The organism is Oceanisphaera sediminis, assembly GCF_039539745.1.
In the GTDB taxonomy this organism is placed as follows: Bacteria; Pseudomonadota; Gammaproteobacteria; order Enterobacterales; family Aeromonadaceae; genus Oceanimonas; species Oceanimonas sediminis.
Window position 1 is genome coordinate 12,344 of record NZ_BAABDS010000051.1, and the last position, 21,291, is coordinate 33,634.

Sequence of the window (21,291 nt, forward strand, 5' to 3'; positions counted from 1 at the left end):
TGCTGGAATGGTAGTGCATTTATGGTCTGGTGTGAATGATGGATTCATTTCCTAACCTGCAGAGAAAGATGACAAAAAACATTTTAAACTGGAATAATGAGCTCAACCGTCCCCACAACAGGTAACCCAAGATGGCCATTCATGATTGCGACAGCCAACCCGGACTGCGTCCCTATCTCGACGCCAGACACGAGATGCTCTCTCGTCTCGAGGCAATAACCGACAGCACCCCCGTTTCGCTGGAACAGGCGCTGAACCGGATTTTGGCCGACGATATTCTCTCCCCCCTCGACGTGCCCTCTTTCGCCAACTCGGCAATGGACGGCTACGCCCTGCGCGCCGCCGATGTCACCGACGAGGCCGCCCTCACCCTGATCGGTACCAGTCTGGCCGGGCATCCATTCAACGGCAGCATTGGGCCCGGTGAATGCGTACGCATCATGACCGGTGCCGCCCTGCCACTTGGCGCCGATGCCGTGGTGATGCAGGAAAATTGCCGTTCGGAGCACAACATCATCTATCCCCGGGGTCCGGTGACCGAGGGCCGGCATGTACGTCTGCCCGCCGAGGATCTGGCCCAGGGTGAACGGGTCTTTGCCGCCGGCACCCGCATCAACGCCCGGGTGCTGTCGGTACTGTCGTCGCTCGGGCTGGAGCAGATCTATGTGCAACGTCAGCTGACGGTGGCACTGCTGTCGACCGGTGACGAGCTGAAAAGCCCGGGCGAGCTGCTCGCCCCCGGCGATATTTATGACTCCAATCGCATCGGTGTCGGCGCCATGCTCGAACGGCTCGGCATTCGGGTCATCGACTACGGCATTATCCAGGACGATCCTGCGCTGATCCGTCAGGCCTTTATCAAGGCCGCCACCGAAGCCGATGCGCTGATCACCTCCGGTGGCGTGTCGGTGGGCGATGCGGACTATACCAAGCAGGTGCTGGAAGAAGTGGGCCGCATCGGTTTCTGGAAACTGGCCATCAAGCCCGGCAAGCCTTTCGCCTTCGGCCACATCAACAACTGTCCCTTCTTCGGCCTGCCCGGCAATCCGGTATCGGCCGCCGTCACCTTTCACCTGCTGGTACGCCCGGCTCTGGCCACCCTGGCCGGTGAAACTCTCAAGCCCACGCCTTTGCTGCAGGCGAAGGCGCTGATGCCATTCAAGAAAAGTCCCGGCCGCATGGACTTTCAGCGTGGCACGGTCAGCACCCAGGCCGACGGCAGCCTGGGCGTCGTGGCCGCCGGCGCCCAGAGCTCGGCGGTCTTCAGCGCCATGGCCGAGGCCAACTGCCTGCTGCATCTGGAGCAGGACAGAGGCAACGTGAGTGAGGGCGACATGGTCACCCTGGAGCTGATTGACGGCTTGTACTGGTGATGCAGCCACTCAACGACGACGAATGGCTGCGCTACAACCGCCAGATAGTGCTGCGCCAGTTCGATATAGAGGGGCAGGAAGCATTGAAAAATGCCGCCGTGCTGATCATCGGCGCCGGTGGTCTGGGCTGCGCCGCCGCCCAGTATCTGGCGGTAGCCGGAGTAGGCCATATCACTCTGGTCGATCACGACCGGGTCGAGCTGTCCAACCTGCAGCGCCAGGTACTGCATCAGGACGGTGATATCGGCCGGCTCAAGGTGGACTCCGCCGCCGACAGCCTGCGCGCCGCCAACCCCTATCTCGAGGTGGTTACCCACGCCTGCGACGCCGACGATGCCCTGCTCACCCGGCTTATCCCCCAACATCAGCTGGTACTGGACGGCACCGACAACCTGGAGACCCGCCAACGGGTTAACCGGCTGTGCTTTGCCACCAAAGTCCCCCTGGTGTCGGCGGCGGTAATTCGCATGGAAGGCCAGCTCAGCGTCTTTACCTATGCCGACGACGAACCCTGTTACGGCTGTTTGAGCCGGCTGATGGGTACCGGCACCCTGAGTTGTGTGGAGGCCGGCGTGTTGGCACCCATGGTGGGCGTGATGGGTTCCCTGCAGGCGCTGGAAGCCATCAAGCTGCTGGCCAACATGGGCCGTTCGCCCAAAGGCAAGCTGCTGCTGGTCGACGGCCTCAACCTCGGCACCCGGGAACTGGCCCTGCCCAAAGCACCCGACTGCCCGATATGCGGGGGAAATTCGTCACCGTAAGCGGTATGTGCTGTTGAGTCGTCGTTTCAGAGGGTAAATAATGCCGTAGCTCAGAGGCAACACAGCCGCCTCCCACGACACGCCATAAACTCATCCCTGAGGGCTCGGAAATGCCATCCATGGCATTTCACGGTCGTGGGAGGCCGTCTCTGTTGCCTCTCCCGGAACACCGAGTTGCCTGCAGACCCCACCAACAGGCAACCAGGGTGCCTCGGGTTAGCAGAGCTGACCCTTTTTCCTCCCTTAAAGCTCCGGCATCTCCTGTGTTTCCATCAGGCGACTGCGGCATAGAGAAGAGGTAACAGGGATTGCCTCTGCCGACCGTCACATGACAGGATGTCATGTGCTGAGCGTTACAGAGACGTACCTGAAGCGTGTCGGAAGAGGCAACCCTGTTGCCTCTTTCACACTACAGATCCAGCAGAATTGAAAACAGGGGGCGGAGCGCTACACCCCGCGTTCGTTATTCCAGATCAGTACGTGCAGTTGGGGCAGTACCCGGGCGTTGAACCAGCGATCGGCGGTCACCTTGTCCACCAGCCAGCGCAGGCGGGCATTAAGCGACGCGGTGTCGGTTTCCAGATCCGGCTGCTCGGGGGTAGCCGGGCTCGGATTGCACGGCTGCAGGGTCAGCGGCAGTTGCGGATAATCGGCGGCCACGGCCCTCGCCCATTGATAATCGGCCTCGTCGGCGATCACCAGCTTCAGGCTGACTCGCGTCTGCTCGCCGGCGGCAGCCAGGCTGGCCTCGAATCGGCTGCGGTTGAAAGCCATGCCGGACGACGGCGGCTTGGGGCTGAGGGTCAGATGATCGAGCAGCGCAAACCAGTCTTGCACCTTGCTGCCCTGGGTTTCCATGGCGAAGGTGTAGCCCTCGGCATGGCCCTGTTCCAGCAGCTCGGTCAGCGGTTGCAGCGCCGGATTGCCGCCAGACAGGGTCACCAGCAGCGGCTGGCCACCACTCAATTGCTTCACCTCGGCCATAATGGCCTCGGCGCTCATCGGTGCCCAGTCGGCCTTGAAGCGCGGCTCTACCGCATAGAGGGTGTCGCACCAGCTGCAACGAAAGTCGCAGCCGCCGGTACGCACAAACAGGGTCGGCACGCCGATAAGCGCCCCTTCACCCTGAATGGTGGGGCCGAAGATCTCGCTGATGGCGATGCTCATGGCCGGTACTCCGCCCAGGTTTTGGGGGTTTCCGATACCGCCACCGCGCTTACTTCCGGCCAGCGGACCCGGGCCCAGTCGAACAGGTGACGGGCCAGCCGTTCGGCGGTGGTGCACTCGTCGCCCAGCACCTCGTTGAGATGGCGGTGATCGAGCTTGTCATCGATGTAGTCCTTGAACGCCTTCAGCTCAAGGTAATCCCGCACAAAGCCGTATTGATCCAGCCCCTCGCTCTGCAGCTCAATCACCACCACGTAGTTGTGGCCGTGCAGCCGGGCACAGGGATGCCAGTCCGGCATCTGGTGCAGCTGGTGGGAGGCGGAAAAGTGAAACTCTTTCTTTATGGTGTACATTTTTCCACCCTCGCCACGGCCTCGAGCCAATACTCTTTATCCAGATAGGGAGTCGGATCTTCCACCCCGGCCAGGGTCATGGCTTCGATACGCTCCACGCAGGTGCCACAGCGACCGCAGTGAAGTTCGTCGCCTTCGTAGCAGGACCAGGTGTCGGCCACCGGTACCGTAAAGCGCGCCGCATCGCGGGCGATGTCGGTCTTGTCACTGTCTACGTAGGGGGCGAACAGGGCCACTTCGGCCACGCCGTCCAGCGCCCGGGCCTGCATTTCGCCAAACAGGCGAATAAAGTCGGGTCGACAGTCGGGATAGATGAAGTGATCACCGCCGTGTACCGCCAGTGCCACCGTGTCCAGACCACGGGCGGCGGCCACGCCGAAAGCGATGGTGAGCATGATGGCGTTGCGATTGGGCACCACCGTCAGTTTCATGTTTTCTTCGCTGTAGTGGCCGTGGGGCACGTCGATGTCGTCGGTCAGTGCCGAGCCGGACAGCTGACGGCCGATGTGACCGATGTCCATCACCAGATGCGGTACTCCGAGTCGCTCGGCGCACAGGCGGGCGGCATCGATTTCTTTCTTGTGGCGCTGACCATAATCGAAGGTCAGCAGAGCACCGAGGGATTGCTCCGCCGCCAGCCGATAAGCCAGGGTCACGGAGTCGAATCCGCCGGAGCAGATCAGTAATGCTTTCATATTGTGTCCTTGTTTTGTCCGGGTAGGCTGCGACCGGGAGTAAAAGCGGGGTGCATTTTAACGCCGTGGGCGAGAAGCGCAAGACTGGGGAATGGGGAATGGGGAATGGGGAATGGGGAATGGGGAATGGGGACATGATACACACACGACCTAATCCCAAGTCCCTAATCCCTATTCCCTGTCACAGAAAAGGGCGCCGAAGCGCCCTTTAACATTTTTACCGGGTAAGCTTATTTGCTTACCGAGTGCTCGGCCAGATACAACCAGGTGTCGATCACCGTGTCCGGGTTGAGCGAGACCGAGTCGATACCCTGCTCCACCAGCCAGGCGGCGAAGTCGGCATGATCCGACGGCCCCTGGCCGCAGATACCCACGTACTTGCCGGCCTTGCGTGCCGCCTGAATGGCCATCGACAGCAGTGCCTTCACCGCCTCGTCCCGCTCGTCGAACGAGCCGGCCACCAGTCCCGAGTCCCGATCCAGTCCCAGGGTGAGCTGGGTCATGTCGTTGGAGCCGATGGAGAAGCCGTCGAAGTAGGCCAGGAACTTGTCCGCCAACAGCGCGTTGGAAGGCAGTTCGCACATCATGATCACCTTGAGGCCGGCTTCGCCACGCTTGAGGCCGTTTTCCGCCAGAATGTCGATAACGGAAGCCGCTTCGGTCAGGGTGCGCACGAAGGGGATCATGATTTCGACGTTGGTCAGACCCATGTCGTTGCGCACCCGCTTCATCGCCTCGCACTCCATGGCGAAACAGTCGCGGAAGTCTTCGGAGATATAGCGAGAGGCGCCCCGGAAACCCAGCATGGGGTTTTCTTCATCCGGCTCATAGGCGTCACCGCCCATCAGGTTGGCATACTCGTTCGACTTGAAGTCGGACATGCGCACAATCACCCGCTCCGGCCAGAAAGCGGACGCCAGGGTAGAGATCCCTTCGGCCAGCTTGGCCACGAAGAACTCGCGCGGACTCTCGTAGCCGGCGATGACTTCGTCGATCTTCAGCTTCAGCTCGGGGCTCTGGGTGTCGTAATTCAGCAGCGCCTTGGGGTGCACACCAATCATGCGATTGATAATGAACTCCAGTCGTGCCAGACCCACACCGGCATTGGGCAGCTGAGCAAAGTCGAAGGCCCGGTCCGGGTTACCCACGTTCATCATCACCTTCACCGGCGACACCGGCATGGAGCCGACTTCGGAGGTGTTGACCTTGAACTCGAGCTGACCGTCGTAGATAAAGCCGGTATCGCCCTCGGCGCAGGACACGGTCACTTGCTGACCATCCTGAATACGCTGGGTGGCGTCACCACAACCGACCACCGCCGGAATGCCCAGCTCGCGGGCAATAATGGCCGCGTGACAGGTACGGCCACCGCGATTGGTCACGATGGCGGCGGCCCGCTTCATGATCGGCTCCCAGTCCGGATCGGTCATGTCGGTCACCAGCACGTCACCGGGCTTGATGTCGTCCATTTGTTCGATAGAGGCAATCACCTTGGCGGTGCCGGCACCGATCTTGTGGCCAATGGAGCGGCCTTCGGCGATAACCTTGCCCGTTTCGTTGAGGGCAAAACGCTCCAGTACATTGGCATCCTGGCGGCTGCGCACGGTTTCGGGACGAGCCTGTACTATGTACAGCTGGCCGTCGATACCGTCTTTGGCCCACTCGATGTCCATCGGGCGGCCGTAGTGTTTTTCGATAATCACCGCCTGTTTGGCCAGCTCCATCACCTCAATGTTGGTCAGCGAGAAATGGCGGCGCTCTTCGCGGCTGGTTTCCTTGATCTCCACCTGCTTGCCGAGCTCTACACCATCGGCGTAGATCATCTTCTGCAGCTTGGAACCCAGGGTCTTGCGCACCACCGCCGGGCGACCGGCCTTGAGGGTCGGTTTGTGCACATAGAATTCATCCGGGTTGACCGCGCCCTGCACCACCATTTCGCCCAGACCGACAGAGGAAGTAATGAACACCACCTGATCGAAGCCGGACTCGGTGTCCAGGGTAAACATGACGCCGGAAGCGGCGATGTCGGAACGCACCATGCGCTGAATGCCGGCCGACAACGCCACGCCGCGATGGTCGTAGCCCTGATGAACCCGGTAGGAAATGGCTCTGTCGTTAAACAGGGAGGCAAATACGTGCTTGATGGCCACCATCACGGCGTCCAGGCCACGTACGTTGAGGAAGGTTTCCTGCTGGCCGGCAAAAGAGGCGTCGGGCATATCTTCGGCGGTGGCGGAAGAGCGCACCGCAAAGGAGGCCTGATCGCCGGCCTGGCCGGTCAGCTCGTGATAGGCACCGGCAATGGCCGCTTCCAGCTCGGGCTGAAAAGGCGTATCGATTACCCACTGACGAATGGTGTTGCCGGCATCACCCAGGGCCTGGATATTGTCCACGTCCAGGGTATCCAGCAGGTCATGAATTTTTGCGTTGAGTCCGCTCTGCTCCAGAAACTCGTTAAAGGCGAAGGCGGTGGTGGCGAAACCGCCGGGAACCGACACTCCGGCTCCGGACAGCTGGCTAATCATCTCGCCCAGAGAGGCATTTTTTCCGCCTACCCGATCTACATCGTGCATACCGAGCTGTTGGTACCAAATCACATATTCCTTCACTGCCACGTCTCCAACAAAAATGTTCTTGGGGGTGCGTATTTCGCTCTGCATCGTGTGTATTCATGCAGAGCCCTGATTATTTTATGGTGCGGCTGGGCCTTGACACCGAATGATTCTACAATGGCGTCAAAAAGCGGGTAAACGTTTAACCTGCGCCAATACCCAAAAGTGAGATCTGGAGGTCCCATGCACACGGTTTTTTATGTTTCTGATGGGACGGCGATCACAGCCGAAGTATTCGGCCATGCAGTACTGAGCCAGTTCCCCCTGCCTTTCGAGCAATTTACCATCCCCTTTGTGGAAGATGAAGGCAAGGCCCGGGCGGTAAAAGCCAAAATCAACGACAGTTATCATCAAAGCGGCAAGCAGCCCCTGGTATTTCACACCATTGTCGACAATACCCTGCGCAACATCATCACCAGCAGCGATGCCATGTGTTACGACTTTCTCAACACCTTCGTGGCTCCCATCGAGCAACAACTCGGTGTCAAGGCCGAGCCCCGGACTCACCGCACCCACAGCATAGATAACAAGAAACATTACGATTCGCGTATCGATGCGGTAAACTACGCGCTCGATAACGACGACGGCGTCACCACCAAGGAATATGACGAAGCCGATATCATCCTCGTTGGCGTATCCCGCTGCGGCAAGACCCCGACCAGCCTGTATCTGGCCCTGCAATTCGGTATTCGGGTCGCCAATTACCCCTTTATCGATCAGGACATGAGTCGGCTGAATCTGCCCCCGGCACTCAAAAGAAACCGTCACAAACTGTTCGGATTGACCATCGACGCCGGCCGGCTGCAGGAAATCCGCCAGCGCCGTCGAGCCGACAGCCGCTACTCCGCCGCCGAGCAGTGTCGTTACGAACTGGATCAGGTAGAGCGCATGTTCCGCATGGAAGCCATCCCCTTTATCGACACCACCTATCACTCGGTGGAAGAGATCTCGGTCAAAATCCTGGAACGTACCGGGATCCGCCGCCGCATTTATTGATTGAATACAATAAAAACTTCATAAAACTGAGATCTGCTCCCCGGCATTGCGCACAAAAACAAACAAAATGTTGATTTGGTGTTTACAAAAATGTATACATTGCACCTAGAGTTTAACTCAGCACGGCGTAGAACATAGCTTCGGTTATGAAGGTGGATACCCGGTTGTGTTCAGAATGGTGTGTGACGCTTGTATTCGATGGCGAAACGCAACCATGTACACAACCAGGTGTTCAACAGGGCTACCGGCGGCATACTGTCGATACCGGTGATGCAAGCTGCTCTCGCACAACAACAATAACAGCGTGAGAAGGTAGCAAAAACCTACTTGAGAAACACTCAGGACTTATGCAATGAAACACAATCAAAGCAAGTCAGTATTCGATTACTACGGCAAGCCCTCTTTCGGTAAGGCGCTGCCGCTCTCGTTCCAGCACATACTGGCAATGATCATGGGCGCCGTCACGCCCCCACTCATCGTGGCCGGCGTAGCCGGTGCCACCGCCCAGGAAACCATGCTGCTGGTACAGATAGCCCTGTTTTTCTCCGGTGTGTCCACCCTGCTGCAACTTTACCCGGTCGGCCGTCTCGGTGCCGGCATGCCGACCATCTTCGGCGTGGGTTTCGCCTATGTGCCCAGCCTGATTGCCATCGGCAGTGTCTACGGCATTCCCGGTATTCTGGGTGCCCAGATTGCCGGCGGTATCGCCATGATTATCGTTGGTATCTTCATCAAGCAGATACGTCATCTGTTCCCGCCCGTGGTGGCCGGCACCGTGGTACTGGTTATCGGTTTGTCCTTGTATGACATCGCCATCAAATACATGGCCGGCAGCGGTAACACCGCCGCCGAAGGCTTCGGCAGCGGCCAGAACTGGCTGGTGGGTCTGACCACCCTGGCCGTGGTGCTGTGTTGTTCACAATTTGCCAAAGGTTATTTCCGCCTGGCCGCCATTATTGTCGGTATTCTGGTGGGTTATACCCTGTCGTTCTTCTTTGGCATGGTCGACTTTACCCGTCTGGCCGACGCGCCCTGGGTGATGATTCCGACTCCCTTTGCCATGGGCATCGAGTTCCATACTTCTGCCGTCATCTCCATGGTGGTTATTTGTATCGTCAACTCGGTACAGACCATCGGTGACCTGTCAGCCACCGCCATCGGCGGCATGGGTCGCGAAATGAAAGACCACGAGCTGTCCGGTGGCCTGCTGGGTAATGGTCTGTGCACCCTGGTGGGCGCCCTCTTCGGTGGCCTGCCGACCGCCTCGTTCAGTCAGAACGTGGGCATTGTGGCCATGACCAAGGTCATCAGCCGCTATGTGCTGGGTATTGCCGCCGTGTTCCTGATTCTGGCCGGTCTGCTGCCCAAGTTTGGCGCCGCCATGACCACCATCCCCTACCCGGTTCTGGGTGGTGCCACCATCATAGTGTTCGGCATGATCACCATGACCGGTATTCAGCTGCTGGTGAAAGACGAACTGTCTTCCCGCAACATCACCATCGCCGCCCTGTCGGTAGCGCTGGCCATGGGTATCAACACGGTACCCGAAGCCATTGCCCTGCTGCCCGACACCGCTCGCATGCTGATCGGCTCACCGGTTATCGTGGCCGCGACCGTCGCCTTTACCCTGAACATGGTTCTGCCTAAGAAGTCGCTGAAAGACGAAGCGCGTGAGCGTGAACAGATTGAGCGGGAAATGAACGGTGACACCGAGAGCGAGCCCTGTGATGGCAACATGAAGATGGAAGCCAGCAATTGAAAGGGTAAGCCGAATGGCAAGGATGAAAATCCATAGCACTCGGGTATAACGCCCAGAAAAGCCGGTCGCAAGACCGGCTTTTTTTGTGGCTGAGGCACCGAACTGCCTCTCCCTCTGGTCGAATAAATTCGACCCTACGCCCAGCCGTACATCTGGTGCCGGGCGTCAGGGCTGCAGAGTCAGCTTATTTCAGCTGCCACACCGTCATCTCGGCCAGGGTATGCTGAAACTTGCGGCGGGTTTCGCGGATCACGAAGGGAATATCCTGCTGCCCCACCAGCTCGAAGCGTTCCATCAGCGCGGCTTTCAGGCCATCCAGAGTGGTGAAGTTCTCGCCGTTGACCTTGATGCCGCCCAGCCACTTGGCCTTGGGGGTGTAGTCTTCCAGCCAGGTATAGGGCGAGGTCAGCACCAGGTAACCGCCGGCATTCAGCCGCTCGTGTACCTGACTCAAAAACAGCGCCGGATCGTAGAGCCGGTCGATGAGGTTGCCACAGAAAACCAGATCATAACCGGTGAAACGCGGCTTGAGGTTACAGGCATCGCCCTGCACAAAATCAATTCTGTCGGCCAGGCCGGCATAGCCCAGCTCCTCGAGGCTGGTTTCCTTGAACTCCACCAGCTCGCCTTCGGTAGGAATGGCAAAACGGGTCTGACCGCTTTCCTTGAGCTGAAAACCGTGCTGAATAAAGCGGGCAGAAAAATCGATGCCATCCACCTGGGCGAAATGACGGGCCAGTTCGAAACTGGCGCGCCCCACCGAGCAGCCCAGATCCAGCGCCCGGCCCCGGTTGAGACTCGGCGCCAGCGCCATCAGCGCCTGTACACAGGCCACCGGATAGTTGGGCACATTAAAATAGTGATCGCCATAGTGAAACTCCAGGTACTGGGCCACCAAAGCGTCGGTTTCATAGGTATTTACAGGTTCCACGGGTACCTCTGCGCTATCGGATTCAATGTATCTAAAGCCCGCATGCTGAAAGAAATGCCGGCGAAAGGCATAGCGGGAATAACGGGTCGCCTCGTTACCGGTCGAGATCCAGGATCCGCCCTTGAACAGGTTATGGCGGCCGTCGAAGGTCGGGGTAGAAAAGTCGTCATAGAGCGGATGCACGTCAAAGCCGGGAAAGCCGTCTATCGGCGTTTCGGTCCATTGCCAAACGTTGCCCACCACATCGAACAGGCCCTCATGTTCGAAGCGGTTCACCGGGCAGGACGAGGCGAAATGCTCCAGGTTGATATTGCCGGGGGCTGTTTCCCAGTCGGGCTGATCCGCCTCCAGCCGGTTGCGCAGCAAGGTCCATTCCGCCTCGGTCGGCAGTCGTATGTGGCTGCCGCTCTGCTCGGCCTTCCAGTTGCAGAAGGCCTTGGCTTCCAGGTAATTCACCTCCACCGGCCAGTCCAGCGGCAGCGGCATTTCCTGCAACAGGTTACGCTGCACATATTCGCCGTTACGGTGCGACCAGAACCGCGGCATTGTGGCTCCGGTATAGGACAGCCAACTCCGGCCCTCTTCGGTCCAGAATCGAGGTTCGCCATAGCCGCCTGCGTTCACGAAAGCCAGAAATTCGCCATTGGAGACCAGGTGTTTCGCCACCTTGAACGAGGGTACCGCGACGGCCTTTTGGCCGTATTCGTTGTCCCAGCCATAGGTGGCCGCCGCCGCCGGTTTACCGAGGGTCAGGGTCTCGCCCGCCACCGGCAGCAAACTGTTTTGCGGCGCCGGGCCAGACTCGGCACAGGCGGCCCACAACGGCTGCGCATTCAGGTAGGACAACGGCAACATGCGCATGATCACCGACGAGGTCTCGAGATGAATGCGTTCATGCTCTATACCCATCAGCACGATCCAGGCCGGTGAATCCTGGGTAATGGGCAGGGTCAGCGGCATCTCGCTGATCAGCCGGTCGACCACCTCTCGCACTCGAGCACGGTAGGCACGGGTTTCGGCCACCGTGGGCCAGTCATAATGAGCGCTGTTCAAATCGTCCCAGGACATTTCGTCCACCCCGATGGCAAACATCGACTCCAGCCGCTCGTTCAGCCGGCCGTCCTGAAATTTACCCAACAGCAGCTTGTTGATGAAAAACACCGCGGTATGACCAAAGTAGAAGATCAGCGGGTGCCGCAGTGGCTCTGGCCGCAGGTAATAGGCCTCGTCGCTGTTGATGCAATCGAACAGGCTCTCGTACAGCGTATAAGTCTGATGAAAGTAATGCCGAATTTCTTCCCGCTTTTGCTCGGCCGAGCCGCCGGTCAATAACGGGGTTTTGCTCACCACCTCTGTTAATGTTTCCATAGCCTTCCCTGATTGATGTCTGTTTTTGTTGTTGGTATGGCGATACGGTAACGCCTGGCCACATTATCGGACAGACACTAGACCCGACAACCCTGACCTGTCTTTCCACCAGCAAGGCCGTCGCCCGCACCGACAAAAAATCGGTTTCAAAGCGCTGCCCCTGTGCTATAAACGTGGCCCCGTTTTTTTCATCATTACAGGAAGTATCATGACTCAATTCGACAACGTCACCGTCATCAAGAAAGCCAATGTCTACGACGGCGGCAAAGTCACCAGCCGGGTGGTCAAATTTGCCGATGGCAGCCGCAAGACGCTGGGTATCATGCTGCCGGGCGAGTACACCTTCGACACCGCCGCCGCCGAGCTGATGGAAATTCTCGCCGGCGAGCTGGAAGTACAACTGCCGGGCAGCGACAGCTGGCAGGCCATCAAGGGCGGCGAGTCGTTCAACGTACCGGCCAACGCCATCTTCAAGCTCAAGATCCACAGCCTGGTGGATTACTGCTGCTCCTACTTCGAGTAAGATTTCAGCCAAGCACTCTGCCTTTAGGGGCAGAGTGTCTCCCCTCCCCAATCCCGCTATAGTTATCCCGTCATTGAAGGGGAGAACCTTATGCGCACGCTATTGCTGTTACTGGGTCTGCTGGCCACGCCGCTGACCGCCGCCGAATACCGTATTGAAACCCTGGCCGACGGCCTGCACCACCCCTGGGGACTGGTTGAGCTGCCCAATGGCGAGCTGCTGATCGGCGAGCGCCGGGGCCGCTTGCTGCGCCTGAATGCCGATGGCAGCCGGACCACCATCGACGGCCTGCCCGACATCAAAGCCGGTGGCCAGGGCGGCTTGCTCGACCTGGCATTGCATCCTGACTTTACCGACAACCTCTGGCTGTACTTCAGTTACAGTCAGCCAGGTCCCGGGGGTGCCGGCACCGCCGTGGCGCGGGCCAAATTGACCGGCAACCGCTTGATCGACACCCAAAGCATCTTCGAGCAATATCCCAAAACCTCGGGTGGCGCCCATTTCGGCTCGCGCCTGGCCTTCGACCCCCAGGGTTATCTGTTCATTACCACCGGCGAGCGTTATCACTCGCGGGACATGGCCCAACAGCTCGACAATCATCTGGGCAAGATCATTCGCCTGCACGACGACGGTCGAGTGCCCAAAGACAATCCGTTCGTCGAGCGCCGCTATGCCCTGCCCGCCGTCTGGAGCTATGGCCATCGCAACATACAGGGTGCCGCCATTCATCCGCAGAGCGGCGTGCTCTGGGCGCAGGAACATGGTCCGCGCGGGGGCGATGAGGTGAACATCATCAAGCCCGGAGCCAACTACGGCTGGCCGGTGGTGACCTTCGGCCAGGAATACAGCGGCGGCGCCATCGGCCAGGGCAGCCACCATCCGGATATGGAAGATCCAATCTGGGTCTGGGTGCCCTCCATCGCCCCTTCAGGCATGCTGTTCTATACCGGCAGCCAGTTCCCCCAATGGCAGGACTCGCTCTTTATCGGCGCCCTCAAGGCCCGCAAGCTGGTGCGGCTCACGCTGGACGGCGAGCAGGTCACTCAGGAACAACATCTGTTGGATGAACTTGGCAGCCGGATTCGTACCCTGGTACAGGCCCGTGATGGGGGCATCTATGTACTCACCGATGCAAGCAACGGCAAATTGCTCAAGCTGGTGGCACCGGCATCACCCGAGGGCTGATTTTAGCGTAAAAATGCGTTAACCTTTAACAACTGTATTTTATTTAAATTACCTTTGTGAACAAAAAGGAATACATAATGAGTCAGAAAATCTGGAACGTGTATCTGTCCGGCGAAATCCACAGCGACTGGCGTGAGCGTATTATCGAGGGTGCCAAGGCCCAGGGTCTGGCCGTCGAGTTCAACTCGGCTGTTACCGATCACGACACCAGCGACATGGTGGGCGTGAATATTCTGGGCGCCGAAGAAGATAACTTCTGGCGTGACCGCAAGGCCTCCGGCATCAACAGCATTCGCACCTCGACCCACATCAAGCAGGCCGATATGGTGGTGGTTCGTTTCGGACCCAAATACAAGCAGTGGAATGCCGCCTTTGACGCCGGTTTTGCCGTCGCGTCCGGCAAGCCCATCATCACCCTGCACGATGCCGAGCACGACCACGCCCTGAAAGAAGTGGACGAGGCCGCCAAGGCCACCTGTCGCCACCCGGAACAGGTAGTGGAAATTCTGTCTTACCTGCTGTCTTGATGACTCATCCCCCGCGCTTGCGGGGGATTTCTTTTCGCTGTGCCGGGTTCTGTCGGCTACGGCCCTTTCCACCCCCATGTACCGACCACTTCTGTTTTACACTTGCCGTGATTGAAACAGAGGTATTTACCCCATGAATAACCGAGTCACCCTACTCTTGCCGAGTCTGTTGCTGGGCCTGGCGCTGCCGCTGCTGGCCGCCGAGCCGGTATGGATAGATGTGAGCAGCCCCGAAGAGTACGCCCGGCAACACCTGGCAGAGGCCATTCATATTCCCCATACCCGTATTGCCCGGGACGTCAGCACCCGCTACCCGGACAAAAACACCCCCCTGAACCTGTATGACAGTGGCGGTAACCGCGCGCAGCAGGCCAGCGAAGCATTACAGACACTGGGTTATCGGCAGGTAAGCGCCAAAGGCGGCTTTGATGATCTTGCAGCCGACGGGTTACCCGGCCGATACATGGCGCCCGAGGCGACACCTGTTCAGGCCGAGCGCCTCACGCTGGCACCCGCCTCGCACACGGTAACCCCGGCAGAGAACTGACGCCGGCAACCACCTCAGACATTGTCTATTTCATGCTCGCGCAAGCCCACCTTGAGCACCTGATCGCCGTCCACATCGGCCACGGTCCACACCATGTCGTAACGCACAAAGTGATCCCCCACTACCGGGTGGCCGTTGCTGTGGACCAGCATGAACTCACCCAGGTTTAAACCGGCTTCGCTTTCGTCCACGTCCACGCCATACATCAGCGCCACGTCCCCCATGCGGGCATTCGCATCCAGAATGAAGTCGCCAAAGAAGGCGCGCGCCTTGCTGCGCGCCGCATCCAGATCACCACCAAACATGTTGTTCAGGGTCTTGAGGTGATTGCTGCGCCCGATGACACAGAGCACATCGTTCAGCGCCAGCCGGGTGCTGCCCGAAGCCGGCAGCAGGTTTTCGCCTCTGAACACCGCCGCCACCCTACAGTGCGGCGGAAAGGTCAGCTTACGCACCACCACACCGTCTATCGACTCGCTGCTGACGGTATAAAGAAACATTTCGAAGTCGTCTTCTTCAAAAATACCCAGCATGGAACGGCGCCGGGGCGCGGGTTCGGGCGGCACTTCCACCTGCAGCAGGCGGGCCATCTGCGGCAGGGTAGAGCCCTGCACCAGCAAGGAGATCAGCACCACGAAAAACGCCACATTGAAGATCATGGCCCCTTCCGGAATGCCCGCCATCAACGGAAAAATAGCCAGCACGATGGGCACGGCCCCACGCAGCCCCACCCAGGAGATAAAGCCGAGCTCGCGGGCATTGAAACGAAAGAAGGGCACCAGCGCCACCAGCACCGCCAGCGGCCGGGCAATAAAAATCAGCGCCAGCGCAATCAGGCTGGCCGGCAGCGCCATCGCCCACATGTCCGCCGGCGAAATCAGCAGCCCCAGCACCAGAAACAGTCCAATCTGACTGAGCCAGGCCAGACCATCGAACACCGGCAAAATCGATTCCATGTGGCGCAGGCGGGCATTGCCCACCACCAGACCCGCCAGATACACCGCCAAAAAGCCACTGCCCGCAAAAAGCGCCGTCAGCGCAAACAGGGCCAGGCCAAAACCGGTGACCAGAATGGGATACAGACCCGAGGCCAGCCCCACCCGCTTGATCAGCTGCACCAGCAACAGACCCCCCAGCACCCCGGCAATGGCGCCGATGCCGAATTGGGTCAGCAGAAACAGCAGGGTATCCCCGGCACCATGCATCTCGCCGGTGATCAGGCCAATCAGGGTCAGGGTCAGAAAAATGGCCATGGGATCGTTGGTACCCGACTCGATTTCGAGCGAGGCCCCTACCCGCTGGTTAAGGTGCATTCCCCTGCCGCTAAGCAGCGAAAACACCGCCGCCGCATCGGTCGAGCCGACAATGGAGCCCAGCAGCAGGCCGTGCATCCAGCTTAAATCCAGAATATACACCGCCAGCAGCCCGGTCATGCCGCTGGTGATCACCACCCCCAGGGTGGCGAGACTCAGCGCCGGCCTCAGCCCCACCCGAAAGGTTTCCATGCGGGTGCGCATGCCGCCGTCCAGCAGTATGATGGCCAGCGCCAGGTTGCCGACGGCATAGGCCATCGAATAGCTTTCAAACTCGATGCCGCCGGGTCCGCTTTCACCGGCGAGCATGCCGATCAGCAGGAAGATAAGCAGAATGGGGATGCCGGAACGCGCCGACAACAGGGTCGCCAGCACGCTTAAACACAGCAAAACCCCGGTCAGCAGAAAAAGGTGTTCTATATTGTCCAACGAGTGAATTCCGACAGGGTTTTAGATGTAACTGTTATATCACAGCCAGGGGGTTTGGTAATAAATGAGTTTTTAGCCACTTTTAAAAAATATATATTCAAAAATACACATAACCTTCGCGTGACATGATCGGTGCATTTACTGCGCAAACACCCCGTCCCCAGAGTGACACTGCGCTCGGCACCGAGTGAATAAAAACACCATAAAAGGACTCATTTGATTAATTTTAACGGGCAAAAAAAGCCTTTATCAGATTAAAATGTCGCCTATTGTGCATATTTCACTATTAAAAAACCATTATCCGGTTGCGGCCGCGACCGACCTTCTTTAAAGTCCCGCGCTTCATTTACTTATTCATCTTCGTCTGCCGGGCCTGCCCCCTCGGCGTCGAACCCCTTCAGGAAGGAACCGGTAATGGACCAACCCCATATCAGCTCGTTGATCCCCATCGTTATCACCCTGGTGCTGTCGCTCGGCACCCGCAACGTGGTGATTGGCCTGTTTGCCGGTGTCGCCAGTGGCGTGGTGATGCTGAACGACTGGCTGCACCCGCTCGACAACTTCGGCATTCTGGTCAAAGACCACCTGGTCGGTCAGTTGACCGACAGCTATAACGCCGGCGTACTGGTGTTGCTGGTATTTATCGGCGGCTTTGTGGCGCTGATGGAACAGTCCGGTGGCGGCCAGGCCTTTGCCCGCAAGGTCACCCACTGGGTCAGCACCAAGTGCCGGGCCCAGGTGGCAGCCTGGCTGGGCGGCATCGTCATCTTCTTTTCCGATCTCGGCACGCCGCTGATCGTCGGCCCGGTATTTCGGCCGCTGTTCGACAAGCTCAAGCTGTCGCGCCAGAAACTGGCCTTCATCATCGACTCCACCGCCTCGCCGGTGGCGATTATGGTGCCCTTTATCGGCTGGGGCGTGTACATCATGGGTCTGCTGCAAAAGGAATTTACCGCCCTTGCGCTGCCGCTGACCGACTGGGAAGCCTTTATTGCCGCCATTCCGTTCCAGTTCTATGCCGTGCTGGCGGTGGCCATAGTGCCGCTGATCGCCTTCAAGAAACTGGACTTTGGCCCCATGGCCGAAGCCGAGCGCGCCGCCGAACGGGGTGAAATTGCCGCCGGCCCGCAAGAGCAGCAAGCCCTGTTCAGTCACGACAACGCCCGGGCCTCGTTTGTATGGGCGCCACTGCTGGTGATGGCCGGGGTGTTAATCGCCATGCTAGGGCCGCTGGGCTTTCCGTTCGAGAAAGTGTCGGGTTCGGTGTTTCGTGCCGCCCTGTCTACCGCCTATTTCATGGCGGCCATGACGTTGATCACCCTGATGGCCAGCTATGGCGTACGCCGGGTGACCGATGGCATTGCCGTGTACCTCAAGGGCATGGGCAACATGATGCAGGTCGCCATTGTGCTGATCCTGGCCTGGACCCTGAGCAGCGTGGGCAAGGATCTGGGCGCCGCCGCCTACATTGCCGAACAGGCCCAGGCCGGTTTTCCTGCCTGGCTGGTACCGGCGGTGGCTTTCTTGCTGTCGGCGGTGATCTCCTTCGCCACCGGCTCGTCCTGGGGCACCTTTGCCATCATGATGCCGCTGGTGATCCCCACCGCCGTGGCCATTGACGCCCCGCTGTATGCCTGCATCGGCGCCGTGCTCTCGGGCGGTCTGTTCGGCGATCACTGCTCGCCGATTTCGGAAACCACCATACTGTCGTCTACCGGCTCGGGCTGCGATCAGTTTGAACACTTCCGCACCCAACTGCCCTACGCCCTGCTCAACGGCGGCATTGCGCTGGCGGGCTTTGTGGTGGCCGGTTGGGTAGAAAGCCCGTTGGTGCTGCTGGCTGCCATCGCCACCCAACTGGTACTGGTGGTCTTGCTGTCGCGCCTGCAACGCGCTCGCCTGCAGGTTCAAACCGCATAACGGCGAACTCCCGCCCCAAACGGGGCGGGACTGACCCGGTCGTCAGGTGGTGCCACCAACCATGACGTTTTGATCATCCGCCACCGCCGAGCAAAACCGATTTCGCCCTCGGCTTTTGGCCGCATACAAGGCCTGATCGGCACGGCTGACCAGTGACTCGATGCGATCGTGCGTGGTGGGCACCACCGACGCCCCCCCCAGGCTGATGGTCACCATATGACCCTCAGCCTGGTCATTGGGGATCTGCAGGCTCCGCACCGCCCGCAGCAAACGGCGCGCCAGCTTTTCGGTCTGTGCCAAGCTCAGCCCCGGCAGCAACAAAATAAACTCCTCGCCACCGTAACGGGCCACCATGTCCCCTTCCCGGTGCAATTCACCGGCCAGTGCCTGCGCCACCCGGTACAAGCACTCGTCACCGGCCTGGTGGCCATATTCATCATTGAACCGCTTGAAGAAGTCGATATCTGCCATGATCAGGCCAAGCGGGCTTTGCTCCCGCAGTGCCCGTCGCCACACCGACGCCATATGCTGATCAAAGCGCCGCCGGTTGGCTATCCGGGTCAGCTCGTCAATCTCGCTCAGCCGGTGCAGTTCGGCGTTCATCTGCTGCAGATGCAGGTTGGCCTGCTCCAGTTGTTGCTCCGCCTGCCGGCGCGCCTCGACAAACACCGCAAAAGTCGAGCCCATCAGGCTGATTTCATCGTGCCCTTCACAGGGAATGGGCCCGTCATGCCCCTGCTGATGGGCATGCATGGCGGCACTGAGCCGATTGATACGCAACACTATGGCCCGTCGAATATAAACAACGGCCCCCACGGTAATGGTGATCAGCGCCAGCGAGGCCAGCAGCAGGCCGAACAGCGAACGGCGGATCATGCGTTGATGAACGGTAATGGCCTGCTGCGCCGCGGCTTTTAACTGCAAATGATAGTTGAAGGTGGTACTGGTCAGTTTTTGCGCCAGCACCCGGGTTTGTCTGGCCGTGGCCAGGGTGGCCCGCCCATGTTGAAGCAAGGGACGTCGGCTGGTGAAGATACTCGGCAGGGTACGGTTCAATCGTTTACGCAGCTCGATAAAATCTTTAGAGACCAGCGACAAGGCCGCCAGCTGTTGCAATTGTTGCTGGCAAGCACCGTGCAAGCGGGCAATTTGCCCCGGGCGCTCGGCACTGAGGGCGGCGGCGGCATAACTCAGGGCCGCCAGGGCATGACCGACAAAGCGCTGATCTGCCGCGGGCAAGGAAGCCGTCGTTGCCACCGGTGGCAACTGCTGCAGCAACAGAAACAGTTCATCGATGCGATTCAGGTGGGCGGCCTGCAACGACTGCTCGGCTGCCAGCCGCGTATCCAGTCGCTCAAGGCTGCTGAAAAAGGGCTGTTGCCAACGATCCAGCTCGGCCCGGGTTTGGTCATCCACTACATCACTGGCATCAACCGCATCCAGACGCTGACGGGTGGCCTGATAAATGCTGGCCAGATTTTCGGCGCGGCGATTGCCGGCATTGATGGAACGCTCGCTGCTGACCAGCATTTCGAACACTTCGGCAGCAATGGTTTCTGCATCCCGAGTCAGCTCGGCGGCGGTCATGGCCCGGTCAAAGTGACTGCTGGCCAGGGTGCTGAAACCGCGATACTGGCTGTACATGACATAACCGATCACCGTCACCGACAGCAGGTAGAGGCCGAACACGGCACCGATAATCAGGGTCAGTTTACTGCCAATGCTGTAACGAGGCCGGCGGCGAAAAACGGGCAGCAAGGTCGTTGGCTCCTTCACTGAAACAGCGGCGCAAACAACAGGCCGCCCCGCGACCAGGGTTGGTTGAGACCGGGTTCCACATTGATGGCCGTGTCGGGACCATAATGCCGCCGATAGATCTCGCTGTAATTACCGACGCTGCGAATGGCCTGATAGGCCCAGTCGGCCGGCAATCCCAATTGCTGGCCAAGGTCACCGCTGTCGCCGAGCAGGTTGCGAACCTCTGCATCACTGCTGTTGCCGCGCAAAGCCGCCACCTCGGCCTGAGTAATGCCTTTTTCGTCGGCCAGGATCAGCGCATGCACCACGGCGCGAATCACCCGCGACCATTCGGCGTCATCGTTTCTGACCATGGGGCCGATAGGCTCCCGGGTGAAGGTCAGCGGCAGAATACGGTAACGGGCGGGATTGTCGGCGCGATGAGCGCGGTTGATGGCCAGATTGATGCGGTCGGCACTGTAGGCATCGCAATGGCCGCGAAAGAAGCTGTCGCCGTTGGAAAACAGGATACGGGCATCGAGCCGTTCGCGCGCCAGCAGGTTGACCAGATTACGGTGGGTGGTGGTGTTTTCGGTTACACAGACGGTTTTGCCAGCCAGATCGGCCAATTCGTGAATATCGGCCTGCTCACGGACCATCAGGCCCTGGCCATCAAACAGATAAATCGCCGGAAACGCGACCTGATAGCGGTGTTCGCGGCCCAGCGTCCAGGTGGAGCTGTACATCACCACATCGGCCTGGCGCTGCTGCAGGCTGGTAAAGCGAGTGGTGGCGTCTACCTCTATGTACTGCACCCGCTTCGGATCACCGAACAGGGCTGCGGCGGTCGCCCGGCAAAAGTCCACGTAGAAACCGCGCCAGACCCCCTCGTTGTCGATGGCGCTGCGCCCGGGGTCGTCCGGAAACACGCCACAACGTATATCGCCATGCTGAAGAGCCTGCTGCAGGGTGCCCGCACTGGCGCCCCAACCGGGCAACCACAGGCCCAACAGCAAAATCGCCAATTTTCCTTTATCAAGCAATGACATCAGCATGCACTACATCCTTGTAAGCAATGGCATGACTATAGTGGCA

The 21,291-nt window shown here is 59.3% G+C and carries 17 protein-coding genes; 9 read left to right on the forward strand and 8 right to left on the reverse strand.

Going from position 1 to position 21,291, the window contains the following annotated elements; genetic code table 11:
- The first annotated feature begins 131 nt into the window (after nucleotides 1-131).
- Nucleotides 132-1,373, forward strand: coding sequence for a molybdopterin molybdotransferase MoeA (moeA, locus tag ABD827_RS17050; protein WP_344965886.1), 1,242 nt, complete (start codon nucleotides 132-134; stop codon nucleotides 1,371-1,373).
- Nucleotides 1,370-2,134 carry a molybdopterin-synthase adenylyltransferase MoeB gene (locus ABD827_RS17055; RefSeq protein ID WP_344965887.1) on the forward strand — a complete coding sequence of 255 codons (765 nt, stop codon included), beginning with the start codon at nucleotides 1,370-1,372 and terminating at the stop codon, nucleotides 2,132-2,134. The genes moeA and ABD827_RS17055 overlap by 4 nt, the downstream gene beginning before the upstream one ends.
- A 447-nt stretch (nucleotides 2,135-2,581) precedes the next feature.
- Here the strand turns inward: ABD827_RS17055 and queE are convergent, their stop codons facing one another.
- From queE to ppsA, 4 genes are all read right to left on the reverse strand, one after another.
- Complete coding sequence (gene queE / locus ABD827_RS17060) at nucleotides 2,582-3,301, reverse strand: 7-carboxy-7-deazaguanine synthase QueE (protein WP_344965888.1); 720 nt, start codon at nucleotides 3,299-3,301, stop codon at nucleotides 2,582-2,584.
- Entirely contained in the window at nucleotides 3,298-3,654 is a 357-nt protein-coding gene (queD, locus tag ABD827_RS17065; protein WP_344965890.1) for a 6-carboxytetrahydropterin synthase QueD, read from the reverse strand. The genes queE and queD overlap by 4 nt, the downstream gene beginning before the upstream one ends.
- Nucleotides 3,642-4,349, reverse strand: a complete 708-nt coding sequence (queC, locus tag ABD827_RS17070) for a 7-cyano-7-deazaguanine synthase QueC (RefSeq protein ID WP_344965891.1) — start codon at nucleotides 4,347-4,349, stop codon at nucleotides 3,642-3,644. The genes queD and queC overlap by 13 nt, the downstream gene beginning before the upstream one ends.
- A gap of 230 nt (nucleotides 4,350-4,579) precedes the next feature.
- Nucleotides 4,580-6,958 (reverse strand): phosphoenolpyruvate synthase, encoded by a 2,379-nt coding sequence (gene ppsA / locus ABD827_RS17075; protein WP_344966009.1) that lies wholly within the window; start codon nucleotides 6,956-6,958, stop codon nucleotides 4,580-4,582.
- A gap of 186 nt (nucleotides 6,959-7,144) precedes the next feature.
- Between ppsA and ppsR the strand changes: the two genes are divergently transcribed.
- Both ppsR and ABD827_RS17085 read left to right on the forward strand, forming a co-directional pair.
- A complete protein-coding gene (ppsR, locus tag ABD827_RS17080) occupies nucleotides 7,145-7,957 on the forward strand; it encodes a posphoenolpyruvate synthetase regulatory kinase/phosphorylase PpsR (RefSeq protein WP_344965892.1) in 813 nt (270 codons plus the stop codon).
- Between the two features lie 352 nt (nucleotides 7,958-8,309).
- Nucleotides 8,310-9,716: a uracil-xanthine permease family protein gene (locus tag ABD827_RS17085; protein ID WP_344965893.1), complete on the forward strand. Its 1,407-nt coding sequence runs from the start codon at nucleotides 8,310-8,312 to the stop codon at nucleotides 9,714-9,716.
- A 184-nt stretch (nucleotides 9,717-9,900) separates the two neighbouring features.
- Here ABD827_RS17085 and ovoA read toward each other — a convergent pair whose 3' ends face one another.
- Nucleotides 9,901-12,015: a 5-histidylcysteine sulfoxide synthase gene (gene ovoA / locus ABD827_RS17090; protein ID WP_344965894.1), complete on the reverse strand. Its 2,115-nt coding sequence runs from the start codon at nucleotides 12,013-12,015 to the stop codon at nucleotides 9,901-9,903.
- 208 nt (nucleotides 12,016-12,223) lie between these two features.
- On the opposite strand from ovoA, the gene ppnP reads away from it, so the two are divergent.
- The 4 genes from ppnP to ABD827_RS17110 all read left to right on the forward strand — a co-directional run bounded on the left by ppnP (nucleotide 12,224) and on the right by ABD827_RS17110 (nucleotide 14,797).
- A complete protein-coding gene (ppnP, locus tag ABD827_RS17095; protein ID WP_298716301.1) occupies nucleotides 12,224-12,538 on the forward strand; it encodes a pyrimidine/purine nucleoside phosphorylase in 315 nt (104 codons plus the stop codon).
- 90 nt (nucleotides 12,539-12,628) lie between these two features.
- Nucleotides 12,629-13,723: a PQQ-dependent sugar dehydrogenase gene (locus tag ABD827_RS17100; RefSeq protein WP_344965896.1), complete on the forward strand. Its 1,095-nt coding sequence runs from the start codon at nucleotides 12,629-12,631 to the stop codon at nucleotides 13,721-13,723.
- A 77-nt stretch (nucleotides 13,724-13,800) separates the two neighbouring features.
- Nucleotides 13,801-14,250 (forward strand): YtoQ family protein, encoded by a 450-nt coding sequence (locus tag ABD827_RS17105; RefSeq protein WP_344965897.1) that lies wholly within the window; start codon nucleotides 13,801-13,803, stop codon nucleotides 14,248-14,250.
- A 133-nt stretch (nucleotides 14,251-14,383) separates the two neighbouring features.
- Nucleotides 14,384-14,797, forward strand: a complete 414-nt coding sequence (locus tag ABD827_RS17110; protein ID WP_344965899.1) for a rhodanese-like domain-containing protein — start codon at nucleotides 14,384-14,386, stop codon at nucleotides 14,795-14,797.
- A 14-nt stretch (nucleotides 14,798-14,811) separates the two neighbouring features.
- Here the strand turns inward: ABD827_RS17110 and ABD827_RS17115 are convergent, their stop codons facing one another.
- On the reverse strand, nucleotides 14,812-16,539 hold the full coding sequence (locus ABD827_RS17115) for a potassium/proton antiporter (protein ID WP_344965900.1): 1,728 nt from the start codon (nucleotides 16,537-16,539) through the stop codon (nucleotides 14,812-14,814).
- Between the two features lie 414 nt (nucleotides 16,540-16,953).
- Here ABD827_RS17115 and ABD827_RS17120 point away from each other — a divergent pair, with 414 nt between their 5' ends.
- Complete coding sequence (locus ABD827_RS17120) at nucleotides 16,954-18,459, forward strand: Na+/H+ antiporter NhaC family protein (RefSeq protein WP_344965901.1); 1,506 nt, start codon at nucleotides 16,954-16,956, stop codon at nucleotides 18,457-18,459.
- 42 nt (nucleotides 18,460-18,501) lie between these two features.
- On the opposite strand, the gene ABD827_RS17125 is transcribed toward ABD827_RS17120, so the two are convergent.
- Nucleotides 18,502-20,217, reverse strand: coding sequence for a diguanylate cyclase domain-containing protein (locus ABD827_RS17125; RefSeq protein ID WP_344965902.1), 1,716 nt, complete (start codon nucleotides 20,215-20,217; stop codon nucleotides 18,502-18,504).
- Nucleotides 20,218-20,231: 14 nt separating this feature from the next.
- Complete coding sequence (locus ABD827_RS17130) at nucleotides 20,232-21,251, reverse strand: amino acid ABC transporter substrate-binding protein (protein ID WP_344965903.1); 1,020 nt, start codon at nucleotides 21,249-21,251, stop codon at nucleotides 20,232-20,234.
- Nucleotides 21,252-21,291 lie beyond the last annotated feature (40 nt).